This window comes from Streptomyces sp. NPDC037126, assembly GCF_055605965.1.
Window position 1 is genome coordinate 261765 of sequence record NZ_JBVJTD010000002.1, and the last position, 26264, is coordinate 288028.

Sequence of the window (26264 nt, forward strand, 5' to 3'; positions counted from 1 at the left end):
AATGGGCTGTCCTCATCCATGTTCCGGGCGGGGGGCGGGTCCCGGGGTTCGGGCGACGCGCAAGCACCGGAGGAAGGGCAGGAAGGAATGCTGCACAGAGGTCACGAGAGCACGGACGGCACCGGTGGCGGTGAACTGGCCGTCCCCATGGCCTGGCTGTACGCCGAGTACATCGCCGACGAACTGCTGCGCACCGGCGATCTGATGCCACCGACGTCGTTCGAGTTCCGGGCCGGCCGGGACGCGCTGGCGCTGACCGTCTTCCTGTCCGACACCGACGGGGAGCTCTCCGGCATCCGGGTGATCTCCCAGCTGGAGCACTGGCTGTCGCTGACCGCCTACGACCAGCCGTGGCGGGACTGGGTGAGCGAGCGCATGGCCGAACTGACCGACCTGGCCGCCGGCTCCGGCACCCCCTCCCCCGATCTGGCGCTGGCGGCGGACGCCTGGCGCTGGCTGGAGGAGACGGAGCTGCTGGCGCCGGACCTGGACGCGGTGCCGGGCGGCGGCGCGCTGGTCGGCGAGGACGACGGGCCGAAGGTGTGGACCCCGGCCTGGCGGCTCGGGCTGCCCCTGGGGCACCTCGCCATCCATCTGTTCTGAGGGCCGTCCGGCCCGCCCCGGCCGGGTTCCGGAAGTTTTCCGGAATCCGACCAATCCGCGGGCCGGGCCGCTCCGAATCTCTTGCCCGCGATTCTGTGGGTGCCTTGAGTGATTCGGCTGTCGGCTGCGTACGGGTGGGAGCAAGGAGTAACCCCACCCACACCCTTCGGCACGAGGATTCGGCATGAGGTCCCTGGAACGGCATCGCGACGTCGGCGCGTACGCGCTCGGCGTGCTGGACGAGGCGGAGGCCTTCCGCTTCGAGGACCACCTCATGGAGTGCCCCCAGTGCGCTGCACAGGTGACCGAATTCGGGCCCGCGGCACGGCAGTTGATGCTGTACCGGCGCGCCACCCCGCGCTTCGTGCACCCCATGGCCCAGCCCGGTCCCCGGCTGCTGGACCGGCTGCTCGGCGAGCTGGGTCGTCGGCGCCGGGCGCAGCGCCGCCGATTTCTGTACGGGCTGGCCGCCTCCGTGGTGCTGGCCGTGGCCGGACCGGGGATCGTGGCCTTCACGAACCACGACGGCCCCGCGGCCGGGGTCGTCACGGCGACCGATCCGCACACCGGGGTGTGGGCCGAGGTGCGGGCCGCGGACGGGAACGGGGGCAGTCAGCTGCGGCTGCGGGTGAAGGACGGCACCGGCCCGCACACCTGCCGGCTCGTCGTCGTGGGCCGCGACGGCTCCGAGCAGGTCGCCGGCACCTGGACCGACTCCGGCCACGGCGCCCCCCTGCTCACGGCGCTCGGGGCCTCCGCGATGCACCCGGACCAGATCGCCCGCTACGAGGTGCGCACCCAGGACGGACAGCACCTGGTGACGCTCACCGCGCGTTAGCCGCTCACTTCAGCAGCCGGGAGAGTCTGCGGTCCGCGAGGGGCTTGCCGCCCGTCTGACAGGTGGGGCAGTACTGCAGCGAGGAGTCGCTGAAGGAGACCTCGCGGATGGTGTCGCCGCACACCGGGCAGGCCTCGCCGGTGCGGCCGTGGACGCGCAGTCCGCTCTTCTTCTCGGACTTCAGCCGCCCGGCGGCCACGCCCCGGGAACGCTCGACCGCCTCGGTGAGGGTGGTGCGCAGCGCCTCGTACAGCTGGTGGGTCTCCTCCGGGGTGAGGGTCGCGGCCAGCTTGAACGGGGACATCCTCGCCGCGTGCAGGATCTCGTCGCTGTAGGCGTTGCCGATGCCGGCGATCAGGGACTGGTCGCGCAGGGCGCCCTTCAGTCGGCGTCTCTCGTCCGTCAGGAGGGCGGCGAGCCGGGCCTCGTCGAAGTCGGCCGCGAGCGGGTCGGGTCCGAGGCGGGCGATGCCCGGCACCTCTCCCGGGTCGCGGACCACGTACACCGCGAGGCGTTTTTGGGTGCCGGCCTCGGTGAGGTCGAAACCCTCGCCCGTCTCCAGCGCCACCCGCAGCGCCAGCGGGCCCTTGCCCGGCTTGGGCGGGCCGTCGGGGAGCCGGTCCTTCCACTGGAGCCAGCCCGCGCGGGCCAGATGGGTCACCAGGTGCAGTCCGCCGTCCGCCTCCAGGTCCAGGAACTTGCCGTGCCGGCGCACGGCCGTGACCCGGCCGCCCTCGAAGGCGGTGACGGGAGGGTCGTACGTCTTCAGGACGCTGACGGCGACGGGCAGCACCCGCACCACCCGGCGGCCGACCAGGTGCTCGGCGAGGAAGTCCGTCAGCGCTTCTACCTCGGGCAGTTCCGGCATACGTCCAGAGTGCCATCCGGCACCGACAACGCCTCCCGGCTCACCCGCCGCCCTCGGTCAGCCGGAACTCGCACCACACGGCCTTGCCGCCGCCGCGGGCCTCCACGCCCCAGGCGTCGGCGAGCCGGTCCACGAGGAGCAGGCCCCGGCCGGAGACGCCGTTCTCCCCCGCGTCGCGGCGGCGCGGCAGGGCGCTGGAGGAGTCCTCCACCTCGATGCGGAGCTTGCGGTCGGCGGTGTCCAGGGCCCGCAGGGTGACGATCGCGGCACCCTCGGTGTGCATCAGGGCGTTGGTGATCAGCTCGTCGGCGACCAGCTCGACCTCGTAGGCCCGGTCGCCGGCGCCCCAGGCGCGGACGGCGGCGCGGATCATGTGCCGGGCCTGGGTGAGGGCCTCGGGGTCCCCGGGCGCCACGTGCTGCTGGAGCCGGCCGCCGGGCCGGGCCGCCTCCGGGACGTTGCGGCGCAGCAGGAGCAGGGCCACGTCGTCGTCGCCGCCCTGCTCCTCGGCCAGCTGGATCAGCCGGTCGGCGAGCGCGCGCACGTCGCCGGGGCCCTCGCAGATGCGGTCCGCCAGGGCCCGCATGCCGTCGTCGAGGTCGGCGCCGGGCTGCTCGACGAGCCCGTCGGTGCACAGCAGCAGGGTGTCGCCGGGGTCGAGTTCGACGGTGGAGACGGGATACGCCAGCCGGCCGAACTCGGCGGACAGGCCGAGCGGCAGCCCGCCCTCGACGGGGATGCGGCGGCAGCTGCCGTCGGCGTCCCGGATCAGCGGGTCGATGTGCCCGGCGCGGACCACCTGGACGACCCCGGTGGACAGGTCGGCCTCGGCGTACAGGCAGGTGGCGAAGCGGTCGGTGTCGAGTTCGTGGAGGAAGACGGAGGCGCGGGCCATCACGGTCGCCGGGGTGTGCCCCTCGGCGGCGTAGGCGCGCAGCACGATCCGCAGCTGGCCCATCACGGCCGCCGCGTGCGTGTCGTGGCCCTGGACGTCCCCGATGACCGCGCCGACCCGGCCGCCGGGCAGCGGGATCAGGTCGTACCAGTCGCCGCCGATGTCCCGGCCCAGGGCGGCCGACCGGTAGCGCACGGCTATGTCGGCGCCGCGCACGCTGGGGATGGTGCGGGGCAGCATGGCCTGCTGCAGGCCCTGGGCGAGGTCCTTCTCCTGCTCGTAGAGCATGGCGCGCTGGATGCTCTGCGCGATGCTGCTGCCGAGGGCCACCAGGACGGCGCGCTCCTCCGCGGAGAAGCCGCGCCGGTCGCTGTAGAGCAGGCCCATCGCGCCGATCGGGCGGGCCTGGGCGATCAGCGGGAGGTAGGCGGCGGAGGTGACGTGGAGACCGGTGAGGTGCGGCCAGAGGATCGGGTAGCCCGCGGCGAACTCCTCCGGGGACTCGATGAAGCGCGGGCTGAGCGTGCGGACGACCTCGCTCATCGGGTACGGCTCGTCCGTCCGGGTGACGCGGGTGCCGGGCACGGAGGCGGTGGCGGGGCCCTCGGCGACGAGCCGGATCCGGCCGGCCTCCAGCAGGCCCATCACCAGGCTGGCGGCGCCGAGGTGACGGATGCCGTGGGTGTTCTTGAGGACGTCGATGACGTCCTCGACGCTGCGGGCGTGGGCGAGGGCGGCGGAGATGACCTGGACGACGTTGGTCTGCTGACGGAAGGCCTCGTCCTGGGCGGCGCGCAGGCTGCGGGGCGCGGTGTCGGCGAGCTCCTCGGTGGCGTCGCGCACGATGCCGACGACGCGGCGCGGGCGGCCGGTCGTGTCGCGGCGGATGTAGCCCTGGGTGTGGGTCCAGCGGGGGGTGCCGTCGCGGCAGCGGATGCAGAAGTAGGCGCCGTAGTTCTCGCTGCCGTCCTTGATGGCCCGGGCCACCACCGCGTCCAGCCGGGCCGCCTCCGGCTGCGGCACCCGTACGACCAGGGACTCGGGGCGTCCGTCGTACTCCTCGGGCAGCAGGTCGAACACCTCGTGCGCCTGGGCGTCCATGTGGAAAAGACCCGTGTCCAGGTCCCAGTCGAAGGTGCCCATGCGGTTGAGCGCCAGGATCGGGTCCGGGTGGGCGGGCCAGTCGTCCGGGAGTGTCAGGGCACGCCCTCCCCGATCAGCCATGGGGCCACCTTGCCAGGATTCGGCTGATTCTTCGACCCCGTCGGACGGGCGCGATCCCGGCCCCTGCTCAGCCGTCGAGGACACCGGCGGGGCTGTCGAGGACGCTGTCGGTGACGCCCGGGGAGTCGGCGGGGACGTCCGGGATCAGACCGTCGAAGTCACGGGTGTCCGGGGTCTCCGGAACGCTGGGCGGGCCGATGTCGTCGGAGGTGTCCGCGGCACCGGACGGGGCGGTCTCGTCGGGGGTGTCAGCGGCACCGGAAGGGCCGGTCGTCACGGGGGCGTCAGCGGCACCGGAAGGGCCCGTCTTCTCGGGGGTGTCCGGCTGCGAGGGGGCGAGCGGCGCCGGGGCCGGCGGGAGGGCCGTGCCGGGCGGCGCGGTGCCCTGGCTCCCGGGACCCGTCGCGCTGTTCACCGGCCCGGTGCGGTCACCGGCGACGGAGGGCGCCGTGAGGCAGTCCGCGCGGCCGGCCGGCTGCGGCAGCACCAGGGGCACGCAGCCGGCGGTGGTGGGGTCGGGGGCCGGCCGGGTGGCGTCGTGGGACCCGCTGCCGGTCTCGCCCGCCGCGACGCCGGGCCGGCTCGTGGGGGCGCCGGGCTGCGCGGTGCCCGTCAGCGTGAGGCCGGTGGTACCGGTGAGCGCCGGGACCGGGGACGCGGAGGCGGAGGCGGGGGGCGGGGCCACGACCTGGTCCTTGCCCACGTCGAGGCCGATCCGGCGTTCTATCCAGGTGTTCGACCCCACGTCGACGAGCGTCAGGCTGGTGACGGTCTGCGGCGCCGGGGTCACCACGATCACCTGGTTGGGCCGGTAGCCGGACCAGGCGGTGCCCCGGGCGCCGACGCCGCCGTGGGATTCCTGGGGCGGGCGCAGCGGGTTGCCGCAGGCACAGCGCACCCGGGGCACGCCCCGGTCGTCGACGAGGACGGCGGTACCGGCCTGGAGCACGGCCTGGTACCCGGTCGCCCGCCCGCCGCGGAAACCGTGGTTGGTGACACGGGTGTCGCCGCGGAGCAGGACCGGGGTCAGGCCGCGCAGATAGCCCGGCAGGGCCGGAGCGGAGACGCCGACCGCGCGGGCGAAGGCGGCACCCCTGGCCGGGTCCGCCGCGAGCCGCCCTATCTGCCGCTCGACGTCGCAGCCGGCCACGTGCACGCTGCCGCTGTAGAGCCCGGGGGTCCCTCCGGACAGGGTGCGCGCCGCCACCAGGGGCGCGACGGCGAGCCCGGCGGGCGGCGCGCTGACGTCGGCGGTGCGGTTCGTGGCGGTCGGCCTCGCCGAACCGGTGGCCGTGGGGCCGGTCGCCGTGGAGTCGGTGAACGGGTCGGGCCCCTGGGCCGCGGAGGGCTGGAGGAAGACCTCCTCGCCCAGCTGGGCCTGCTTGACGTCGGCGCCGGCGCAGCCCGCGAGGAGCAGCGCCGCCGAGAGCACGCAGGCCGTGACGATGGAACCGGTGGGTATGCGCACCGTGCACTCCGCATCACTGTGGGTAATTCCTCACTATTGTTTGCATTGCCCCCTTTTGGCTGGCAACTCGGCGGCAACGCCACGATGGAGACGACGAGGCCGTGGACTGGTTCACCGCATCCGACTACTGGCTGAGCCGGCTGGTCTTCCAGCGGGCCCTGGCAGCCGTGTATCTCGTCGCGTTCCTGACGGCGGCCCTGCAGTTCCGGGCCCTGCTGGGCGAGCGAGGCATGCTCCCGATCCCCCGCTACGTGGCGCGGATCCCGTTCAGACGGGCGCCGAGCCTGTTCCAACTGCACTACTCCGACCGGTTCTTCGCGGTCGCGGCCTGGGCGGGCTGCGCGGTGTCGGCGGCGCTGCTGGCCGGGGCGGACTCCCTGCTGCCGCTGTGGGCGGCCGTCCTGCTGTGGCTGGTGCCGTGGGCGCTGTACCTGTCGGTGGTGAACGTGGGCCAGACCTGGTACGCGTTCGGCTGGGAGTCGCTGCTGCTGGAGACGGGCTTCCTGGGCGCGTTCCTCGGCAACGACGAGGTGGCGCCGCCGGTCGTCGTGCTGTTCCTGCTGCGCTGGATCCTGTTCCGGGTCGAGTTCGGCGCCGGTCTGATCAAGCTGCGCGGGGACGCCTGCTGGCGCAAGCTGACCTGCCTGTACTACCACCACGAGACCCAGCCCATGCCGGGCCCGCTGAGCTGGTTCTTCCACCATCTGCCGAAGCCGCTGCACCGGGTGGAGGTGGCCGCCAACCACGTCACCCAGCTGGCCGTGCCGGTCCTGCTGTTCACCCCCCAGCCGATCGCCTCGGCCGCGGCCGCCCTGATGATCGTCACGCAGCTCTGGCTGGTGCTCTCGGGCAACTTCTCCTGGCTGAACTGGATCACCGTCGTGCTGGCCCTGTCCGCGCTGCGCCTCCCGGTGGCGGCGCCGCCCGTGCCGCCGGCGCCGCTGTGGTACGAGGTCCTGGTGCTCGCGGTCGGCGCGCTGCTGGTGGGCCTCAGCTACCACCCGGTGGTGAACATGGTCTCCCGCCGCCAGGTCATGAACCGCTCCTTCGACCCGCTGCACCTGGTGAACACCTACGGCGCGTTCGGCAGCGTCAGCCGGGACCGCTACGAGGTGGTCGTCGAGGGCACGCTGGACGACCGGCCACGGGAGGACTCGGACTGGCGGGAGTACGAGTTCCGGGGCAAGCCCGGCCCGCCCGGCCACTGGCCGCGCCAGTTCGCGCCCTACCACCTGCGCCTGGACTGGCTGATGTGGTTCGCCGCGCTGTCGCCCGCCTACGCGGGAGAGTGGTTCGGGGGCCTGGTGGAGCGCCTGCTGGAGAACGACCGCGACACCCTGCGGCTGCTGCGCCGCTCCCCCTTCCCTCCGGACACCCCGCCCCGCTACGTCCGCGCCGGCCTCTTCCGCTACCGCTACACCACCTGGGCGGAACTGCGGGAGACCGGGGCGTGCTGGAAGCGGACGTATGTGCGGGAGTATCTGCCGCCGACACGGCTGGCCGGGGAGGTGCAGAGGTCGTAGACGCGTCCTGCGGTGCCCTCGTACACGACCGCACGCTCCGCCGGGCTCAGGGCGGCCGTCAACTCCATCGGGATGCCGATGACTTGGCCGTACCCGGCGGTCAGGGTGCGGACGGGCCGGTCGGAGCCGGACATCGGGCGGCTGGGCCCGACGGCCTCCGGGGCGGTGCCGGTGTACGGGCGTCCCGGCGGCCGGGGCGGCCTCGGTGACCAGGCCGGAGAGGTGGGCGACGGTGTCGGGCGGGGGCCGGACGGTGGTCATCCCGGGTGCCGTCGCGTCACACTCGTCCCCATGCCCCCTCACCTCAGGATCGGGCTGCTCGGAGCAGCCGCCGTCGCGCCGAGCGCGCTGATCGCCCCTGCCCGGCAGACACCCCGTGTCAGCGTGACCGCCGTCGCGGCTCGCGACCAGGCTCGGGCCGGGAAGTTCGCCCGCAGGCACGGCATCCCCGTCGTCCACGCCGGCTATGCGGAGCTGCTCGCCGACCCGTCGGTGGACGCCGTCTACGTGCCGCTGCCCAACGGGCTGCACGCGGAGTGGACCCTGAAGGCGCTGGAGGCGGGCAAGCACGTGCTGTGCGAGAAGCCGTTCACCGCCAACCGCGCCGAGGCCGAGCGCGTCGCGGAGGCCGCCGACGCGGCGTTCGAACACAGCGGCCTGGTGGTGATGGAGGCCTTCCACTACCGCCACCATCCGCTCGCCGGGCGGATGCGCGAGATCGTGGCGAGCGGCGAACTCGGCGAGCTGCGGCACGTCGAGGCCGAGGTGTCCTTCCCGCTCCCCCGCTTCAGCGACATCCGGTACGACTACGCGCTGGCGGGCGGGGCGACCATGGACGCCGGCTGCTACGCGGTGCACGTCGCCCGGCTGCTCGGCGGCGCCGAGCCGGCGGTGGCCGGGGCCCGCATGCGGACCCTGCGGCGGGACCCGCGCGTCGACCGTGCGATGAGTGCCGAACTCGTCTTCCCGGGCGGGGCGTCCGGCCGGGTCCGTGCGTCGATGTGGTCCCGGCGCGTGCTGGCGATCCGGGCCCGGGCGGTGGGCTCGGCCGGTGAACTTAGTGTGACCAACTTCGTGATGCCGCACGTCTTCCACCGGCTCACCGTCCGTGCTCCCCGCGCGGAGGGACGGCGCCTGATACGCCGCGAGCGCCTGCCCCGCACCCCGTCGAGCTACGCCTGCCAACTCGCGGCGTTCGCCTCGGCCGTGCTCGACGGCGGTCCGGTCATCACCTCGCCCGGGGACGCCGTCGCGAACATGGCCGTGCTGGACGAGATCTACCGCGCGGGCGGCCTCCCGCCGCGCGGCACCGACTGACCGGGCCGGCAGGCGCCGGGGTTCACGGCTGCACCAGTTCCAGCGCCTCCCTCAGGTTGTGCTCGGCGATGCCCGCCATGAACGTCCGGTCCGGGAAGTCCCCGTCGAGCAGTCGCAGCGGGCCGGCCGTCAGCGAGAGCCGCTGCGCCAGCGTGTAGAGCGCGAGCCGGTCCCCGTCCAGCCCCTGGAGCGCCAACGGCCCGTAGGCGTCCTGGAACCGGATCCGCAGAAAGACGTGCTCCCACTCGACGTCGAAGTACATCGTGCCCTCGATGTCGACCAGCACGGGGGTGCCGTCCGCGTCCACCAGCACATGATCGGGCCCCAGTTCACCGTGCACGAGCGCGTACTCGGCGCGCGGTCGTACCGCCGCCGCCAGCACACGCAGCCGCTCCTCCAGCCGGTCCCGCGCCGCCGCGATCCGTGGATCCCGCGACGCCGCCTCGGTGAGGTCCCGCAACGCACGGTCCAGTACGACGCCTTCGCAGGACGTCCCGCGCGACGTCCGCCCTCGCCCGACCACGGCCACCTTGCCGTACGCCGGCGCCCGATGCCCCCGCATCGCTTCCAGCGCCTCGCCGAGCCGGGCCAGCACCGGGGCGGCCGCGCGCGGATCCCGGGCGATCGTCCGCTCCAGGCTCTCGCCGCGCACGTCCTCGACGATCGCCAGGTCGGCCGGGCAGTGGACGCCGTCGCGGTCGACGAGGCGGATCTCCGGCACGCGGACGCCGAGCGCGTCCAGCCGCGCATGCGCGGCCTCGAACAGGTCGAGCCCGAGACCGGGTGAGAACGGGTCGGCCGGATCGTCGTCGCCCTCGGCGGCCGGCCAGTAGTTCTCGGCGTCGTCCCACAGATAGGCGACCGCGCTCGTCGCGTCGTCCATCATCAGGCGGTACACGCCCTTCTTGCTCCCGCCCGCGACCCGCTCGACCGCCTCCAGCGGCCGCGCACCCCCGAACGCGGCCCGCACCGCACCGGCCAACTGCTCCCGCCGCTCACCCCGGCCCGCCACGTCCACCCCACCTCTCCGCCACGACAGTCCGCGCACCCTACGCGCCCGTCGAGGTGTGAGGCGATCGGTTTCTCCCCGGTTTCCCCGGGACGAGCGCGTCGGGTGCGTCACCGTAGGCCCGGCACCGGGAGGGCGCGGAGTTCCGTGATCCGGAGGAGGCGTGCGAAGACGAGGAAGAGGAGTGCCATGACGGTTCCGCCCGCGGCCAGGGAGACGGCCGGTGTCCAGGAGCCGGGGGCTATCCCCCGGGCGGAGACGTGGGCGAGGAGCCGGCCGGCGGCCCCGGCTCCGACGGCGGCCGCGGTCAGCTTGGCGTAGGTACGGCAGACGCGCCGGCCGTCGAGGAGTCCCTCGGTACGCCGCCTGAGCCGCAGGGCCGTGAGCAGCAGTCCGACGCCGTACGACAGCGCGTAGGCGGCGGCCATCCCGGTGACCGCCCAGCGGGGGGACAGCAGCAGGTGGCAGGCCACGGCCAGCGCGATGTCGACGCCACCGATCCACAGCGCCATGCGGAACGGCGTACGGGTGTCCTCGAAGGCGTAGAAGCCGCGCAGCAGGAGGTACTGGGCGGAGAACGGGATCAGCCCCACGCCGAAGGCCTGCAGCATGTGGCCGAGCGGGAGCAGCGCCCCGGGGTGGGCGGCACCGTGGGCGAACAGCAGTTGGGCGATCTGCGGGCCGAAGGCGACGAAGAAGAACGCCGCCGGGACGATGACGACGCCGCTGACCCGGAGCGCGCGAGACAGGTCGGCGCGCAGGTCGGCGAGCCGGTGCTCGGCGACCGCCCGGCTCATGCGGGGAAGGAGCGCGGTGACGAGGGAGACGGTGACGATCGACTGGGGCAGCATCCAGATCTGCTGCGCGTAGCTGTAGGCCGTGTAGCCGACCCCGTCGTCGGGCAGGGCGGCGTCCGCGGCGGAGGCCAGCCGGGTGACCACGGTGCTCGCGACCAGGTTGGCCAGCACGAACAGCAGGGTCCAGCGCGCGGCGCCCACGCTCCTGCGCAGACCGGTGCCGCGCCAGTCGAAGCGCGGCCGGAACCGGAATCCGGCCGCGCGGGCGTACGGGACCAGGGCGAGTGCCTGGAGGGCCAGCGCCAGGGTGGTCCCGGTTCCGAGCAGCCGGACCTGCGCACCGGTGATGTCCGAGACCTTCTCCGGCGCCGCCATCATGCCGAGGTACAGGCCGAACATCCCTATCAGCACGAGGTTGTTCAGGACGGGGGTCCACATCATCGCCCCGAACCGGTTCCGCGCGTTGAGCACCTGTCCGAAGATGCTGAACACGCCGTAGAAGAAGATCTGCGGAAGCAGGAAGCGGGCGAAGACCACGGTCAGCTCGAACGCGTCGTGCGTGGCCGGCGTGTCGCGCTGGTAGACGCTGATGATCTCGGGAGCGGCCCAGGTGGCGAGCGCGCTGCCGACGCCCAGGACGCACAGCACGAGGGTGACCAGGCGCTGCTCGAAGGCGGCCCCGCCGTCCGCGTCCTGGGCCCGGGCCCGGACCAGTTGGGGAACCAGGACGGAGTTCAGCGCGCCACCGATCAGCAGGAAGTACAGGCTGGTGGGCACCGTGTTGGCCTGGTTGTAGGTGGTGGCCAGCAGCCCGGCGCCCAGCGCCGCGGCCTGCAGCACCTGCCGTATCAGTCCCGTGGCGCGCGAGACCACCGTCCCGGCGGCCATCAGCACCGACGTCCGCAGCACCCCGCCCCCCTGCGCCCTCCTGGGAGCGGCGTGCCTTCCGCGGATCGTGTCTCTCGGCCCCGGCCGCCCGGGCGGTGTCTTCTCGATCACGGTCACAATCTACGTCCCAACGCCCGCTGCCCCCACGGCCGTTCAGGACGACCCCCGCATCCGTGTCACTCCTGCCGCAGACTCGTCACCAGGTCCCGGGGCAGGCCGTGGGTGTCGTGGAGGTAGTGGAGGTCCCCGTCCGTCAGCGGGCCGCGGAAGCGGGGGCGGGCGAGCACCCGCCGGCCGTGCTCCAGGAGCCGGCCGAACCGGTGCTCCTCCTCCAGCAGCAGCCGTCGTACGGCGGCGGTGTCCCTCTGCTGCCGGAAGTGGTCCAGGGTGTGGGTGACCGGCTCGTCGGGGAGGTCTCCGAGGCTGCGCGAGGGGTCGTCCCGCCACAGCACCGTGAGCACCCGCCGCAGCAGGCGGCGCAGCACGTACCCCCGTCCGGTGTTGGCCGGAAGCACCCCGTCGCCGATGACCACGACGGCCGAGCGGAGATGGTCGAAGGCCAGCCGCAGCGACGGTTCGTCCAGCGGCCACAGGGACGGCAGATGGCGGCGCCAGGGGTCGAAGACGTCGCAGTCGAACACGGACGAGCCGCCCTGGAGGAGCGAGGCGAGCCGCTCCACGCCGAGTCCGGTGTCGACGTTGCGCCGGGGCAGCGGCACGAGGGAGCCGTCCGGGAGGCGGCGGTGCCGCATCATCACGTGGTTCCACACCTCCACCCAGCGGTCGTCGCGGGTGGGCGTCGAGCTGGGCGGGGTGTCACCGGTCCACAGGAAGATCTCCGAGTCCGGACCGCACGGGCCGACCGGTCCGTTGGACCACCAGTTGTCCTCCCCGGTGAGCTCGACGGGAACTCCGCGGTCCTGCCACACCCGCAGCGAGGCGGAGTCCGGTCCGGTCTGCTCGTCGCCTCCATGGACGGTGGCGTGCAGCAGGCCGGGATCGATGCCCAGCCCCTCGGTGAGCAGCCGGTACCCCCAGTCGAGACTGGTGCCGCCCTCGTAGTCGCCGAGGGACCAGGTGCCGAGCATCTCGAAGACGGTCAGATGGGTGGCGTCGCCGACCTCCTCCAGGTCCGTGGTGCGCAGGCAGCGCTGCACGTTGACCAGGCGTCTGCCCAGCGGATGGGGCCGTCCCTCCAGGTACGGGATGAGCGGGTGCATGCCGGCGGTGGTGAACAGGATGGGGTCGCCGGGCGGTGGCAGGAGCGTCGAGCCGGTGATCCGGCGATGGCCGCGGTCCTCGAAGTACTCGACGAACGTGCGGACGAGCTGCTCGGTCTTCATGGGGTGGCTCCTTCGCGTCAGAGCGGGGAGGCACACCGGAGAACGGGCCGTACGGGCGTCACACCGGGGCGGGAAGGCCTGGAACGCCACGGAACCACCGACGGGCCGTTTCCGGTCGCCGGTGGGAAAAGGGGAAGTCAGGCGGCGGCAACCGGCGAGCATGTCGCTCGCGCGGTCGCGATGGTGCTTCGGCCGGTGACGTTCATGAGGGTGACGATAGTGCGCCGCGCTCCTCCGGTCACCTGAATATCGGGCGGTCGCGCGGGCAACCGCCCGCCCCGGTCGTGTGCCTGTGCGGCTCTGCCGCACAGGCACGCGGTCAACGCCTGCTCAGCCGCAGGGTCCTCAGCTCGAAGGGCCGCAGCCGCACGGTGATCCGGTCCCCTTCGCGCAGGGGCGGCTCGGCGTCACCGTACGGCCGTTCCAGCAGGTCCGTGGCGGTCGCCTCCGCCACCTCGAACCCGGCCGTGAGGGTGCCCCGGGCCCGGCCGCCGTGCGCCTCGTGGAAGCGGACCACCACGTCACCGCTGCCGTCGTCGGCGAGTTTGACCGCCGTGACCACGATCGCGTCGTTGTCCACCGTGACCAGCGGAGCGACCTCGTGGGCCCCGGTCGTGCACCGCTCGGGCAGGTTGATCCGCCAGCCCTCGCGGACCGCGTCGCCGATCGAGGCGCCGGGGACCAGGGCGTGCCGGAAGCGGTGGACGCCCTGGTCGGTCTCGGGGTCGGGGAAGCGCGGGGCGCGCAGCAGGGAGACGCGCACCGTGGTCGTCGTGCCCCCGTCGCCGCGGACCGTGCGGGTCACGTCGTGACCGTAGGTGGAGTCGTTGACGACCGCCACGCCCCAGCCGGGCTCCTCCAGGTGCACGAAGCGGTGGTTGCAGGCCTCGAACCTGGCCGCCTCCCAGGAGGTGTTGGTGTGGGTGGGCCGGTAGAAGTGCCCGAACTGGGTCTCGGACGCGTACCGTTCGGCGTGCAGGTCGAGCGGGAAGGCCAGCTTCAGGAACTTCTCCGTCTCGTGCCAGTCGACCTCGGTGTCGACGACCAGCCGCCGCTCCCCCGGCGGCAGCGTGAGCACCTGGGTGGCCCGGGAGACGCCGAAGGCACGGACGATCCGCACCGAGGCGCCGTCGTCCCCGGCACCGATCTCGTCGGCCCCGGTCAGGTCGGTGACGCTGTTGCGGTAGAAGGAGTCGACGTCCCAGGCGTCCCACATGTTCGGGAAGTCCGGGTGCAGTTGGAGCAGGTTGGCGGCCGTTCCGGGGGCGACGGTCTCGCGGTCGGCGGCGAGGTCGCGGACGGAGACGACCAGTCCCCGGCCGTCGATCTCGACGCGCAGCAGCCCGTTGTCCAGGACGTGCCCGCCTCCCGCCCGGGGCGACAGACCGGTGCCCCGCGCAGCCGTCCGCGCGCCGGCGCCCGCGGCGGGCACCCCGTCACGGTCGTGCGGAGCCGAGTTGAACACCAGTTCCCGGGTGCCTTCCCCGGCCAGTGCCCGTTGCGCCGCGGCGATGATCCCGTTCAGCTCACCGGCGACGCGCTCGTACGTCGCGCGGGCCTCCCGGTGCACCCAGGCGATGGACGAGCCGGGCAGGATGTCGTGGAACTGGTGCAGCAGGACCGTCTTCCAGATGCGGTCCAACTCCTCGTACGGATAAGGGGATCCCGCCCGTACGGCCGCGGTCGCGGCCCAGAGTTCGGCCTCGCGGAGCAGGTGTTCGCTGCGCCGGTTGCCCTGCTTGGTCTTCGCCTGGCTGGTCAGGGTGGCGCGGTGCAGTTCCAGGTACAGCTCGCCGACCCAGACGGGCGGGTCGGGGTACTCGGCCTCGGCCTGCTCGAAGAACGCGCGGGGCGTCTCCCAGGCGACGGTGGCCGAGCCCTCCAGGTCGCGCAGCCGGGCCGCCTTGGCGACCATCTCGCGGGTGGTGCCGCCGCCCCCGTCGCCCCAGCCGGTGGGCGCGAGGGAGTGCCTGGCCCGGCCCTTGTCCCTGAAGTTGCGTGCCGCGTGGGCGATCTCGGCGCCCTTCATGGAGCAGTTGTAGGTGTCGACGGGCGGGAAGTGCGTGAAGATCCGGGTGCCGTCGATGCCCTCCCACCGGAAGGTGTGGTGCGGGAACCGGTTCGTCTGGGACCACGAGATCTTCTGCGTCAGCAGCCACTTGGAGCCGGCCGCCTTGATGATCTGCGGGAGGCCAGCGGCGAACCCGAAGGTGTCCGGCAGCCAGGCCTCCTCGTTCTCGATGCCGAACTCGTCGAGGAAGAACCGCTTTCCGTGCACGAACTGGCGGGCCATCGCCTCCGAGCCCGGCATGTTGGTGTCCGACTCCACCCACATCCCGCCGGCCGGCACGAACCGCCCGTCCGCCACCGCCTTCTTCACCCGCGCCCACACCTCGGGCCGGTGCTCCTTCACCCACGCCCACTGCTGGGCCTGGGACATCGCGAACACGAACTCCGGCTCGTCCTCGACGAGCGCGGTCATGTTGGACGTCGTACGGGCCACCTTGCGGACCGTCTCGCGCAGCGGCCACAGCCACGCCGAGTCGATGTGGGCGTGCCCGACGGCGCTGATCCGGTGGGCGGACGGCACGGCGGGGGCCGACAGCACACCGGCGAGCGGCTCGCGGGCACGCGGCGCGGTGCCGTTCACGTCCTGCAGGTCGACGGCGTCCAGCGCCCGTTCGACGGCGCGCAGGATGTCGTGGCGGCGGGCGGAGTCCACGGGCAGCTCGGCCATCAGTTCGCCGAGCACCTCCAGGTCCAGCACCAGATGCCACACGGTCTCGTCGAGGACGGCGAGGTCCATGCGGGCGAGCGTGTACTGCGGCTCGTGCCCGGCGGTGTCCTTGTCGCCGAGCCACGTGGGCCGAAACGGCTGGTAGTCGAGGATGACCGGGTTGGAGGCGGCCTCGATGTGCAGGCGCACCTCCTCGCCGCCCGCGACGGGCGCCCCGATGCGCACCCACTGGTTGCGGGGGTTGAGGCCCTTCACCGGGGTGCCGTCGGGCCGGTAGACCAGGCCCTCGCACTGGAAGCCGGGCATGTTCTCGTCGAAGCCCAGGTCGAGCAGGGCCTCGACGGTCCGGCCGGCCCAGGCCTCCGGCACGGTTCCGGTGACCCGGAACCAGCTCGTGCCCCAGGGGGCGCCCCACCGGGCGCCGACCTCGATCGGCTCGGGCTCGGCGGCGAGTCCCTCCGCGACCGGTACGGGTTCGCCGGGCGCGTGCCAGACCGCGACCTCCAGCGGCACGGACTCGGGGTACACGGCGGGGCGGATGCGTTCGTCGAGGACGCGCCTGAGGCGGGCTTCCACCAGAGTGCGGTCGTCATGCATGCGGGGTGCTCCCTGCTGGATTCCGGATGATCACCAGGTGTGGGTGACGGCCACGGGGGCCGACGAGGTGTACAGCTCCCCTACGGCGCGCACTTCCAACCGTGCGGCCCGCTCGCCCTGCTCGGGCCTCAGGCCGGTGAGGAAGTAGGCCCGCTGGCAGGTGGCGCCGAGGAAGCGGCGGGTGCCGTCGGGGAGGAGGCGGTGCAGGGTGTGGTGGCGGACGGCACCGGGTGCCGCCTGCCAGGCGAGGCGGAGGTCGCCGCCGTTCGCCGCGGTGACGCGGACGCCGGAGGGGGCGGCCGGGGTCGGCGAGGTGCCGGCCGCGCGGACGGCGAGGCCGCCGAGCCGCCAGCGCACGGGCGCCCCCGTGGGGGTGAGGCGGATGCCGAGCGCGTGCACGGTGCCGGACATCCCGGTGAGCGGCACGGTCACGGTGTCCCAGCCGTTGACCGACTTCACACCACGCGGGTGGTGCCTGTTGACCGGGTTCACGGCCCGATAGGTGTACGGCGGTGTCGCACCCGCGCCGCTCGGCTCGGCGGTGGCGACGGCGAGCTCTACGTTCACACTCCCAGCCTCGGCCCGGTAGGTCAGCTCGACAACCGTGTCGGCGGCGATCGGCAGCCGGGTCGCGTACAGATCCACCTCCACTGGTCGATCCGGTTCACCGGCGACCAGCACGCTGGTGCCGCCACGCCAGGCGTCGGCGAAGTCGAAGGACACCGTCGGCCGCTCCCCCGCCGTCCGCACCGACCAGCGCCGCGAGGGCAGCCGGTCCTGGAGGCCGAGGTGGTTCCAGGGCGTGTCCGAGGCGACGGCTCCGTCCTCGTACCAGCGCAGTCCGTGCCCGGTGTTGAACACGCTCGCGAACGGCACCGAGGTCACGGTGGACCGGTCGGCCACCGAGACCGCCGGCGCTCGCCAGGGGTCGCCCGGGTCCGGGGCCGAGGGGTCCAGCGAGCGCCCGGTCCAGAACCGGTCGTCGGCGGCGTGGAAGTCCTCGGGGGCGCGCTGCCCGTCGGGCAGGTGGTCGCGGGTCCACTCGGGCCGGTAGAAGCCGACCGAGGAGATGTGCGGTTTCCCGGCCGGCACGATCGCGTCCCAGTCCACGGACGTGCCGGACCCGTTCGACTCGACGTCGACCCCGGCCCACAACTCGTGGCGGTCACGCCCCAGTTGCTCCGCCCTGGTGCCGGAGGAGGCGAGCGTGGCGGCGCTCCACCGGAAGTCGACGAACATGTCGTCGGCGGCCTGGAAGAACGCCTGGTTCTGGCTGTCCAGCGCGCCCTGCCAGCCGACCGTGCCGTTCACGGTCATCGCGTCGTACCAGGTCACCCGCTGTCCCCTGGCCGCGGCGAGGGTCCTCAGCTCCGTAACGAAGCCGAGCACGGCCGTGCCGAGCGCGGTGTCGCCGCCGCCCGTCTCGGCGTTCACGAACCAGCCGTCGAAGCCGTGGGCGGCGGCCACCGCGACGAGCTGCGCGGCGAGCGGGTGGTGCCCGGTGGCGTCCTTCTGCACGAGATCGCGGGTCCACCGGAGCTGCCCGCCGTAGGCGGTGGGCGGCAGGAAGATGTTGCCGAGGACGGGGACGCCGTGGCGGTGGGCCGCGTCCACGACCGGCGCGTTCGGCGCGAGGACCAGTCCCTCGCCGGCCGAGCCGCCCCAGAAGACCAGCTCGTCGAGGTAGGCCCAGTGGGTGAGGGCGTAGTAGTCGGCGGTGGCCGAACCCTGGGAGGGGTTGGACGAGGTGGGCCCGAAGGAGACCAGGGCCTGGACGCGGGCCTGCCCGGCGCGCGCCGTGGTGTTGGCCGGGGCCGGGGTGAAGCGGGCGGCGAGCGGCACGCAGGACGCGTTGAAGGCGAGGTCGGGGTCGTCGGCCGCGCGCCAGGTCTTCAGGCTGCGCCAGGTGATACCGGGTCCGGGGCTGCCCGCGGGCAGGGAGTCGAGGTACCAGTAGGAGGCGTACGGCGGGGTCGCGGCGGCTCGGGGGGCCGCGGCCGCGGGCAGGGCGGGTGCCAGGGCGGCCGCGGTGGCGGCGGCCAGGACGGTGCGTCTGCTGGGGTTCACGAGCGGGTGCCTCCTTGTGGGGTGTGGAGTACCTGGTCGGGGGTGACGACTTCGGTGATGCCGCGCGCGTCGAGGTGGTCCTTGTCGTCGGCACGGGTGTCCAGGACGGTGGTGGGCCGGGCGCCGTCGGCGACGAGCCGGAAGAACGCGTCGAAGACCGGTCCGCCCGGGGCGCAGCGGGAGCGGTGACCCGGTTCGGCGGGGACGGCGAGGGCGGTGCCGCGCACGGCCGGCGGCCGGTGGGGCCCGCGGGCCGCTCCGGCGAGCACCAGCGCGAGGCCCTTGGGGCGCCGGTCGCCGGTGAGCAGGCCGAGGGAGTACTCCAGTTCGGGGAAGTCGGCGAGGCCGCGCGGGACGTCGTACGAGCACCACCAGGTGACGCCCCACAGGTCGGGGCAGTCGAGGACGTTCGCGAGGGTCGCCTCGGCGAAGGCGGCCGCGTGCTCGGCGGGCACGAGGGGCGCGGGTGCGCCGACCTCCTGGAGCCAGACCGGCCGGTGCGGCGCGTCCGCCCAGGCCTTGCTGAGTTCGACCAGGTAGGCGGCGTGGTGCTCGGCCGGCACGGAGGTACGGCCGTGGCGCTGGGCGGTGCCGTTGAAGACCCAGGAGTGCACGGCGGTGAGGTCGCCGAGCCGGGCGGAGTGGCCGGGGGTGAAGGGCTGGTCGTCCTGGTACCAGGCGGCGTCGTAGGAGGCGTGCAGGTGCAGTCGGTCCGGGGCGCCCTCGACGCAGGCGGCGAGCATCCGGGTGAGCCAGCGCTCGGCGTCGTCCGCCGTGATCCGGTCGGGGTCGGGGTGGGGGCCCGCGGCGAACTGGTTGACCTCGTTGCCGACGGTCATGCCGATGAAGTTGGGCCGGTCGGCGAGGGCGGCGGCGAGGGTCCGGAGGTAGGCGGCCTGGCCGTCCACCACCAGCGGGTCGGTGAAGAGGTTGCGCCGGTGCCAGGTGCGGGTCCAGGCGGGGAGGAAGTCGAAGCTGCTCAGGTGGCCCTGCAGGCCGTCCACGTTGACGTCGAGGTCGCGTTCGGCGGCCGCGTCGGCGAGGGCCACGAGCTGCTCGACGGCGCGGGGGCGGATGAGCGTGCGGTTGGGCTGGAAGTACGGCCACAGCGGGAAGACGCGGATGTGGTCGAGGCCGAGCGCGGCGATCGCGTCGAGGTCGGCGCGCACGGAGTCGAGGTCGAAGTCGAGCCAGTGGTGGAACCACCCTTCGCTGGGGGTGTAGTTGACGCCGAGGCGCACGGCAGGAGACATGGCGATCCTGGTTCTGTCGTACCTGTGCGGGAGGGTCAGCCCTTGACCGCGCCCTCGCCGACGCCGCGGAAGAAGTACCGCTGGAGACAGGCGAAGAGGGCGATGAGCGGCGCGACGGCGATCACGGTGCCGGCGGCGACGAGGCGTTCGTCGTCGGCGAAGGTGCCGTGCAGGTAGTTGAGGCCGATGGTGAGGGTGAACCTGGACGGGTCGCTGAGCACGATCAGCGGCCACAGGAAGTCGTCCCAGGCGCCCATGAAGGCGAAGATCGCCACGACGGCGAGGGTGCCCCTGACGGAGGGCAGGGCGATGCGCAGGAACCGCTGCCAGACGTCGGCGCCGTCGACGTAGGCGGCCTCCTCGATCTCGTACGGCAGGTTGCGGAACGCGTTGCGCATCAGCAGGACGTTCATCGCGCCGATCGCGCCGGGCAGGACGACCCCGACGAGGGTGTTGTTCAGGCCGAGTTCGCGCATGGTGGTGAACTGGGCGATGACGATGCCCTCGACCGGCACCAGCATCGCCAGCACGAAGGCGAGCGTGGCCACGCGCCGGCCGCGGTAGCGCAGCCGGGCGAGCGCGTACCCGGCGAGCGCGGAACCGACGCAGTTCGTCACGACGTTGGCGGTGGCGACCTTCAGGGAGTTCAGCGCGTAGTCCCAGACGGGGATGGTGTCGGCGACCCGTGCGTAGTTGTGCAGGGTGGGACGGCCCGGCAGGAACGACGGCGGTGAGCCGTAGATGTCCTCGGTGGGTCCCTTGAGGGAGGTGGACAGCTGCCAGAGGAACGGACCGACGGTGAGGGCGAGTACGGCGAGGAGCAGCAGGTAGCGCCAGATCAGTTCGCCGGTCGGGATGCGGCGGCCGTGCTCGTCGGTGACGCGCGGCTCCCGGGCGGCGGCCACCACCGGGCGCTCGGGCCGCACCCTCTCCAGGACGCTCACGACTCCTCCCCGCGGTCGGCGCGCAGCACCAGCAGCATCAGCGCGACGGTGACGGCGAACACGACCACGGAGAGGGCGGAGGCGTAGCCGACGCGGCCGGTGAGACCGGTGCCGGTGCGCTGCACCAGCATGACGAGGGTGGTGTCCTCGCCGGCCGGTCCGCCGGTCGGGCCCGCCATCAGGTACACCTCGGAGAACACCTTGAAGGCGGCGACGGAGGAGAGCGCGGCGACCAGCACCATGGTGGAGCGCACGGCGGGCACGGTGACCGACAGGAACCGGCGCACCGGTCCCGCGCCGTCCACGGAGGCGGCCTCGTGCAGTTCGCGCGGTACGGTCGCCAGCGCCGCCAGATAGATGATCATGTAGTAGCCGAGGCCCTTCCACACCGTGACGGCCATCGCGCTCAGCAGGAGCAGCCACTGGTCGCTGAGGAACCCGATCCGGCCGATCCCCACCGCCTCCAGCAGGGAGTTGACCAGGCCGCGTTCGTCCAGCAGCCACACCCAGATCAGCCCGACGACCACGATCGAGGCGACGACCGGGGTGTAGAAGGCGGAGCGGAAGAAGGTGATGCCGGGGATGTTCTTCTGCACCAGCAGGGCGAGCAGCAGCGGCAGCACCACCAGGGCCGGTACGACACCCAGGATGTACAGCGTGCTGTTGCGCAGACCGGTCCAGAACATGTCGTCGTGCAGCAGCTCGCGGAAGTTGGCGAGGCCCACGAAGCGGCCCGGGAGCAGGGTGCGGCGGTCGGTGAAGGAGTTCACCAGCGTGGAGACGAACGGGTAGAGCACGAAGGCGCCGGTGACGAGCAGTCCGGGTGCCGCGAACAGCCAGGGGCTGGTCGGGAGCTGGCGCCGTATCCGGGTGGGGGCGGTGGGGGTGGCCATGGCAGGTCAGCTCTGCTTCAGGAGGTCGTCGGCGGCCCTGACAGCGTTGTCGAGGGCTGCCTTGGGGCTCTCCTTGCCCTGGAGCGCCTTGGCGACCTCGTTGCGCAGGGCGGTCTTCATCTGGTCGCTGAACAGGACGGGTGTGTAGTTGACCGCGCTCTTCAGGGACTTGGCGGCGGCGATGCGCACCCGGGTCTCGTCGGTGCCGTCCTCCTTGGTGAAGTACGGGTCGTCCAGGGAGCCGGCGGTGCTCGGGAAGATGGCGACCTTCTTGGCGAAGGCCATCTGGTTCCGCGCGTCGGTGACGAAGTGGGCGAAGGCGACCGCGGCCGGGGTGTGCCTGGTGCGCGAGTTGACCATCACGCCCATCACGTACATGTTGGCGTGCCCGGTGCTGGTGATCTGGTCGGTGATGCCGATGTTCCGGTACAGGCTCGGCGCGTTCTTCTTGAAGTTGTCGAGGTCGAGGGCGCTTCCGGGGTTCATGGCGACCGCGCCGGTGAGGAACTTCTTGCCGGAGGACTCCGGGGTCGCGGTCAGGGCCTGCGGGTCGAGCGCCTTGGCGTCGTACAACTGCTTGTACTTGGCGAGGAGTTCGACACCCCTGGCGTCGTTGAAGGCGAACGCGGTCCCTTCCTTGTTCATCAGCGGGACGCCGTAGCGGCCGAAGTCCTCGATGGTGGGCACGTTGGCGAGGGTGGCCACCTTGCCGCCGCTCCTGTCCGCCATCTGGAGTGCGTCGGCGAAGAGTTCGCCGTAGGTCGTCGGCGGCTTGTCGGGGTCGAGCCCGGCCTTGCGGAACAGGGCCTTGTCGTAGAAGAGCGGGCCGGTGTTCAGGTACCAGGGGAAGGCGTACGTGCCGTTCATGCCCGGCACCTGGTGGCCGGCCCAGGCGCCGGCCAGGTACTCGGGCCTGTACTGGGCGGCGCTCTTGCCGAGGTCGAGGGCGAGTCCGGCCCTGGCGAGCGGGGCGACCAGGTCCGGGGAGACGTTGACGACGTCGGGCAGGGTGCCGCCGGCCGCGTCGGCGCTGAGCTTGTCGGCATAGCCCTCGGCGGGCTGGTCGATCCACTTCACATGGGTGCCGGGGTACTTGTTCTCGAAGTCCGCGATCAGGCCGTCGAAGTACTGCTTGAAGTTGGCGCGCAGGTTCCACGTCTGGAAGGTGATGTCTCCCTCGACCTTGCCGGATGCGTCGGTGGAGCCGCCGCCGTCTCCGCCCGAACCGCAGGCGCTCAGCGGCAGGACGAGGGCGACGGCAGCGGCGGCGAGGGCTCTGCGGGACTTGGGCACGGGGACACGACTCCCTTGCTGGGTCTGGTGGTTGGGGGCGCCAGAGACCTTGCCCGGGGCCTTCCGGGAAAGTCAATGGATTCGTCCCAGCTAAAGAAATCACGCCTTCATCAGTGCAGGTCAGAAGGTTTTGGCCGAGACCTTGCCATCAATTGCTAATGCGCTTTAGGGTCTTGACACTCAAGCGCATTAGCGCGCACTGTCAGGAAGGGGACAGACGTGCCGACCAGACGGTCCCCCGCACGCCGGCCCACGATGAAGGACATCGCCCGCCGGGCCGGGGTCTCCGAGAGCGCCGTCTCCTTCGCGCTCAACGACCGCCCCGGTGTCTCCGAGGCCACCCGGGCGCGCGTCCGCCGGGTCGCCGAGCAGCTCGGCTGGCGGCCCAGCACGGCGGCCCGCGCCCTGTCCGGCGAGGGCGTGGCCACGGTCGGCTTCGTGCTGGCCCGCCCCGCGCACACCCTGGGCGTCGACTCGTTCTTCCTCCAGCTGGTCTCCGGCGTCCAGGAGGTGCTCGCCGAGCGCCATCTGGGCCTGCTCTTCCAGATGGCCGAGGACGTGGCCGACGAGTGCGCGGCGTACCGGCGCTGGTGGGCGGAGCACCGGGTGGACGGCGTCCTGGTGGCCGACCCCCGCGTCGGTGACCCGCGGCCCGGCCTGCTGGACGAACTCGGCCTGCCGGGCGTGGTGATCGGCGGGGCGCCCGAGGTGCGCCAGCCCGGCCTGTCCACGGTCTGGGCGGACGACGCCGGCGCGATGGCCTCGGTCGTGGACGAGCTGACGGCCCTCGGGCACCGGCGCATCGTCCACATCGCCGGCCTGCCCGAACTCGCCCACACCCAGCGGCGTGTGGCCACCCTGCGCGCGGAGGCGGAGCGGCGGGGGCTCACCGAGGTCCGGTCGGTGACCACGGACTACTCCGACGCCGAGGGCGCCGCGGTGACCCGCCGGGTGCTCGGTGCCTCGCCCGCCCCGACGGCACTCGTCTACGACAACGACGTGATGGCCGTGGCCGGCGTGGCCGCCGCCGGCGACCTCGGCTTCCGCGTCCCGCGGGACGTCTCGGTGGTCTCCTGGGAGGACTCGGCCCTGTGCCGGATGGTGACGCCCCGGCTGTCCGCTCTCTCCCGGGACAGCGCGGAGTTCGGGCGGACGGCGGCCCGTGAGCTGCTGGCGCTGCTGGACGGCGGGCAGGCGCGGGCCGTGGGGGTCCCGGTGCCCCGGCTGACCGGCCGGGGCAGCACGGTCCTCGCGCCGCACCGCCCCTGACCCTCGCGTCGTACGCCGCCTCGGCGCCCGCTCTCGACGTGCGATCGCCCCACGGTGCAGAGTTCTCCCTGCGCCTTGTTCCATACCGACGAGTAGCCGACGACTGACCGAGGAGTGCCCGTGGGCAACTGGGCCGGGCGGACCGCCGCCGAGATCGCCGCCGCCGTACGTGAGAAGCGGGTGACGCCACGGGAGGTGGCGGCCCAGCACCTGGCCCGCATCGAGCGGCTGGACCCACGGATCGGCGCGTTCCGCAGGGTCCGGTCCGAGGCGGCACTGGCCGAGGCGGACGCGGTGGCCGCCCGCTCGGATCTGGCCGGACTGCCGCTCGCGGGCGTCCCGGTGGCGGTGAAGGACAACCTGGCGGTACGCGGCGAGTCGCACCGCGACGGCTCCGCCGCGACCGCGGACGCGCCGGCCGGCGAGGACCATGTCACCGTGGCCCGGCTGCGGGCGGCCGGTGCCGTGGTCGTGGGCCTGACGAACGTGCCCGAGCTGTGCGTCTTCGGCACCACCGAGGGCGTCTACGGCACCGCGCGCAACCCGTGGGACACCTCGCGCACGGCGGGCGGCTCCTCCGGGGGCAGCGCGGCCGCGGTGGCCGCGGGGCTGGTGCCGATCGCGCTCGGCAACGACGGCATGGGGTCCCTGCGCATCCCGGCGGCGAACTGCGGCCTGGTCACGCTGAAGCCGGGGCACGGCGTGGTGCCGGCCGGGATCGGCAACGGGGACTGGTTCGGCATGTCGGAGAACGGCCCGCTCGCCACCACGCTGGAGGACCTGCGGCTGATGCTCGGCGTGCTGGCGGACACCGGCTTCGCCGGGGCGAAGGAGCCGGCGCGGCGCAGGATCGCCGTGGCCCTGCGCAGCCCGCTCGCCGGGGTGAGCGTGAGCAGGCCGTACACGACCGCGGTGCGGCAGGCGGCCGGTCTGCTGGCGCGGGCCGGGCACCAGGTGCGCCGGGCGGAGCCGCCGTATCCGCTCTCGCTGGGGGTGACCGCGCTGCGGCACTGGACGGCGGGGACGGCGGTGGACGCCGAGGGTCTCGACGCGGCGCGGCTGGCCCGGCGGACCCGGGTGCACGCGGCGGTGGGCCGGCGCTTCGTGCGCTCGGTGCGCACCGGTGCCGAGCGTGAGCGGCTGCGCGCCCGGCTGACGCCCTTCTTCGCCGAGCACGACGTGCTGCTCACCCCGGCCCTGGCGCGCCGCTCCCCCGCGGCCGGCCCGTGGCACGAGCGCGGCTGGCTGCGCAATGTCCTCGTGAACACCGCCTATTCGCCGTTCACACCGCCGTGGAACCTGACGGGCTGGCCCGCCATGTCCGTGCCCGTCGGCACTCTGCCCTCGGGCGCGCCCTGCGCCGTACAGCTCGTGGGCCGCCCGGGCACGGAGGCGGACCTGCTGGACCTGGCCGGGGAGTTGGAGCGGCTCAGCCCGTGGCGGCGCGCGGCGCCGGTGGCGCAGGAGGGCTAGAGCCGGTCGGATCAGGTCGGTTTGGCCCACGGTGTGTTGTCAGGCGCCGCGCGGCATGATCCAAACGACAGGACCTAGTGCTCGGACCGCGGCGCCGGTCGGTCCAGGGCCCGGTACATGATGTGCAGTCCGACCCGGCCGTACCGGGGGTGCTCGAAGGCCTCCGGCACGGTGCCGAGGACGGTGAAGCCGAGGGAGGTCCACAGCCCGACGGCGGGGTTCGTCTCGACCACGGCGTTGAAGACCATCGCGCGGTAGCCGTGGGCCCTGGCCTCGGCCACGACGTGTTCGGCGAGGGCGCGGCCGACACCGCGCCCGGAGTGGTCGGGGTCGACCATGAAACCGGCGTTGGCGACGCCGGAGGCGGGTCCGCCGTAGTTCGCGGTGAGGTAGGCGGAGCCGGTCACCGTGCCGTCGGGGTCCTCGGCCACGTAGACACGCCTGCCCGGGCCCATCCACAGCGCGCGGGCCGCCTCCTCGCTCGTGTCGGGGTCCCAGGCGTAGGTTTCGGCGGCGGCGACGATCCGGTGCCAGAACGGCCAGATCCGCGGCCAGTCGCCGGCCGCGGCTTCTCTGATCAGCATGGGCGTGAGTCTGTCAGGTCACGCCCATGCCTGCGGCGATCGCGAGTGGTCCGACCCGGAGGTCAGTCCACGCTGGGCAGGATATGGGGCTCGGCGAGGTCGTCCTCGTAGCCCGCGAGGCGGATCGGGGCGGACCGGGCCCAAACGTCGAGACTGCCGAGTTCTCCGGGCCTTCGGCCCGCGCGCTCCGAGTGTTCCTTGGGGCGCTGCTCGCGATTCGTCTTCTCCGGTGTCACCGCGCACTCCTTATGTGTCGGGTCACCCTCGGGGCATACCGGACGGTCTGCGCTCCGGCGACCGCCGCCCGCTCGGGTCTGGATGAAAGGCCAGTTCGGACGCGGTGGCGCCGGTACAGGTGTCAGAGCAGGCCGTTGTCCGCCG

General features: G+C 73.1%; 20 protein-coding genes and 1 pseudogene. 6 read left to right on the forward strand and 15 right to left on the reverse strand.

The genetic code is table 11. The annotated features are described in order from the left end of the window. Positions 1-87: 87 nt before the first annotated feature. Together ACZ7FF_RS06255 and ACZ7FF_RS06260 are read left to right on the forward strand one after the other, a co-directional pair. A complete protein-coding gene (locus ACZ7FF_RS06255) occupies positions 88-603 on the forward strand; it encodes a hypothetical protein (RefSeq protein ID WP_470809931.1) in 516 nt (171 codons plus the stop codon). 184 nt (positions 604-787) lie between these two features. Then, on the forward strand, positions 788-1441 hold the full coding sequence (locus ACZ7FF_RS06260; protein ID WP_470809933.1) for a zf-HC2 domain-containing protein: 654 nt from the start codon (positions 788-790) through the stop codon (positions 1439-1441). 4 nt (positions 1442-1445) lie between these two features. Here ACZ7FF_RS06260 and ACZ7FF_RS06265 read toward each other — a convergent pair whose 3' ends face one another. The 3 genes from ACZ7FF_RS06265 to ACZ7FF_RS06275 form a co-directional block, all read right to left on the reverse strand. Continuing rightward, positions 1446-2309, reverse strand: coding sequence for an Fpg/Nei family DNA glycosylase (locus ACZ7FF_RS06265; protein ID WP_470809935.1), 864 nt, complete (start codon positions 2307-2309; stop codon positions 1446-1448). A 40-nt stretch (positions 2310-2349) separates the two neighbouring features. Further along, on the reverse strand, positions 2350-4428 hold the full coding sequence (locus tag ACZ7FF_RS06270) for a SpoIIE family protein phosphatase (protein WP_470809937.1): 2079 nt from the start codon (positions 4426-4428) through the stop codon (positions 2350-2352). A 67-nt stretch (positions 4429-4495) separates the two neighbouring features. Further along, a complete protein-coding gene (locus tag ACZ7FF_RS06275; RefSeq protein ID WP_470809939.1) occupies positions 4496-5896 on the reverse strand; it encodes a DUF6777 domain-containing protein in 1401 nt (466 codons plus the stop codon). Between the two features lie 101 nt (positions 5897-5997). On the opposite strand from ACZ7FF_RS06275, the gene ACZ7FF_RS06280 reads away from it, so the two are divergent. Further along, positions 5998-7419 (forward strand): lipase maturation factor family protein, encoded by a 1422-nt coding sequence (locus ACZ7FF_RS06280; RefSeq protein WP_470809941.1) that lies wholly within the window; start codon positions 5998-6000, stop codon positions 7417-7419. On the opposite strand, the pseudogene ACZ7FF_RS06285 reads toward ACZ7FF_RS06280, so the two are convergent. After that, positions 7311-7559, reverse strand: a pseudogene (locus ACZ7FF_RS06285) (hypothetical protein); the annotation flags it as partial. The gene ACZ7FF_RS06280 and the pseudogene ACZ7FF_RS06285 overlap by 109 nt on opposite strands. Before the next feature lie 151 nt (positions 7560-7710). On the opposite strand from ACZ7FF_RS06285, the gene ACZ7FF_RS06290 reads away from it, so the two are divergent. Further along, on the forward strand, positions 7711-8736 hold the full coding sequence (locus tag ACZ7FF_RS06290; RefSeq protein ID WP_470809942.1) for a Gfo/Idh/MocA family protein: 1026 nt from the start codon (positions 7711-7713) through the stop codon (positions 8734-8736). A gap of 22 nt (positions 8737-8758) precedes the next feature. Here the strand turns inward: ACZ7FF_RS06290 and ACZ7FF_RS06295 are convergent, their stop codons facing one another. From ACZ7FF_RS06295 to ACZ7FF_RS06335, 9 genes are all read right to left on the reverse strand, one after another. Next, positions 8759-9754 (reverse strand): phosphotransferase family protein, encoded by a 996-nt coding sequence (locus tag ACZ7FF_RS06295; RefSeq protein ID WP_470809944.1) that lies wholly within the window; start codon positions 9752-9754, stop codon positions 8759-8761. Between the two features lie 101 nt (positions 9755-9855). Beyond that, a complete protein-coding gene (gene murJ, locus ACZ7FF_RS06300) occupies positions 9856-11430 on the reverse strand; it encodes a murein biosynthesis integral membrane protein MurJ (RefSeq protein ID WP_470810581.1) in 1575 nt (524 codons plus the stop codon). A gap of 176 nt (positions 11431-11606) precedes the next feature. Continuing rightward, positions 11607-12773, reverse strand: coding sequence for an alanine--tRNA ligase-related protein (locus tag ACZ7FF_RS06305; RefSeq protein ID WP_470809946.1), 1167 nt, complete (start codon positions 12771-12773; stop codon positions 11607-11609). Between the two features lie 319 nt (positions 12774-13092). Next, positions 13093-16107, reverse strand: coding sequence for an alpha-mannosidase (locus tag ACZ7FF_RS06310; RefSeq protein ID WP_470809948.1), 3015 nt, complete (start codon positions 16105-16107; stop codon positions 13093-13095). Positions 16108-16137: 30 nt separating this feature from the next. Further along, entirely contained in the window at positions 16138-18174 is a 2037-nt protein-coding gene (locus tag ACZ7FF_RS06315) for an endo-beta-N-acetylglucosaminidase (protein WP_470809949.1), read from the reverse strand. Beyond that, complete coding sequence (locus tag ACZ7FF_RS06320; RefSeq protein WP_470809950.1) at positions 18171-19427, reverse strand: glycoside hydrolase 5 family protein; 1257 nt, start codon at positions 19425-19427, stop codon at positions 18171-18173. The genes ACZ7FF_RS06315 and ACZ7FF_RS06320 overlap by 4 nt, the downstream gene beginning before the upstream one ends. A gap of 35 nt (positions 19428-19462) precedes the next feature. Continuing rightward, on the reverse strand, positions 19463-20371 hold the full coding sequence (locus tag ACZ7FF_RS06325) for a carbohydrate ABC transporter permease (protein WP_470809952.1): 909 nt from the start codon (positions 20369-20371) through the stop codon (positions 19463-19465). Continuing rightward, positions 20368-21264, reverse strand: coding sequence for a carbohydrate ABC transporter permease (locus ACZ7FF_RS06330; RefSeq protein WP_470809954.1), 897 nt, complete (start codon positions 21262-21264; stop codon positions 20368-20370). The genes ACZ7FF_RS06325 and ACZ7FF_RS06330 overlap by 4 nt, the downstream gene beginning before the upstream one ends. Positions 21265-21270: 6 nt before the next feature. After that, positions 21271-22557 (reverse strand): ABC transporter substrate-binding protein, encoded by a 1287-nt coding sequence (locus ACZ7FF_RS06335; RefSeq protein WP_470809955.1) that lies wholly within the window; start codon positions 22555-22557, stop codon positions 21271-21273. Positions 22558-22776: 219 nt separating this feature from the next. On the opposite strand from ACZ7FF_RS06335, the gene ACZ7FF_RS06340 reads away from it, so the two are divergent. Both ACZ7FF_RS06340 and ACZ7FF_RS06345 read left to right on the forward strand, forming a co-directional pair. Further along, entirely contained in the window at positions 22777-23826 is a 1050-nt protein-coding gene (locus ACZ7FF_RS06340; RefSeq protein ID WP_470809957.1) for a LacI family DNA-binding transcriptional regulator, read from the forward strand. Between the two features lie 120 nt (positions 23827-23946). Next, a complete protein-coding gene (locus ACZ7FF_RS06345) occupies positions 23947-25299 on the forward strand; it encodes an amidase (RefSeq protein ID WP_470809962.1) in 1353 nt (450 codons plus the stop codon). A gap of 74 nt (positions 25300-25373) precedes the next feature. Here the strand turns inward: ACZ7FF_RS06345 and ACZ7FF_RS06350 are convergent, their stop codons facing one another. Together ACZ7FF_RS06350 and ACZ7FF_RS06355 are read right to left on the reverse strand one after the other, a co-directional pair. Next, positions 25374-25883, reverse strand: coding sequence for a GNAT family N-acetyltransferase (locus ACZ7FF_RS06350; RefSeq protein ID WP_470809963.1), 510 nt, complete (start codon positions 25881-25883; stop codon positions 25374-25376). Positions 25884-25945: 62 nt separating this feature from the next. After that, positions 25946-26119, reverse strand: a complete 174-nt coding sequence (locus ACZ7FF_RS06355; protein ID WP_470809964.1) for a hypothetical protein — start codon at positions 26117-26119, stop codon at positions 25946-25948. Positions 26120-26264 lie beyond the last annotated feature (145 nt).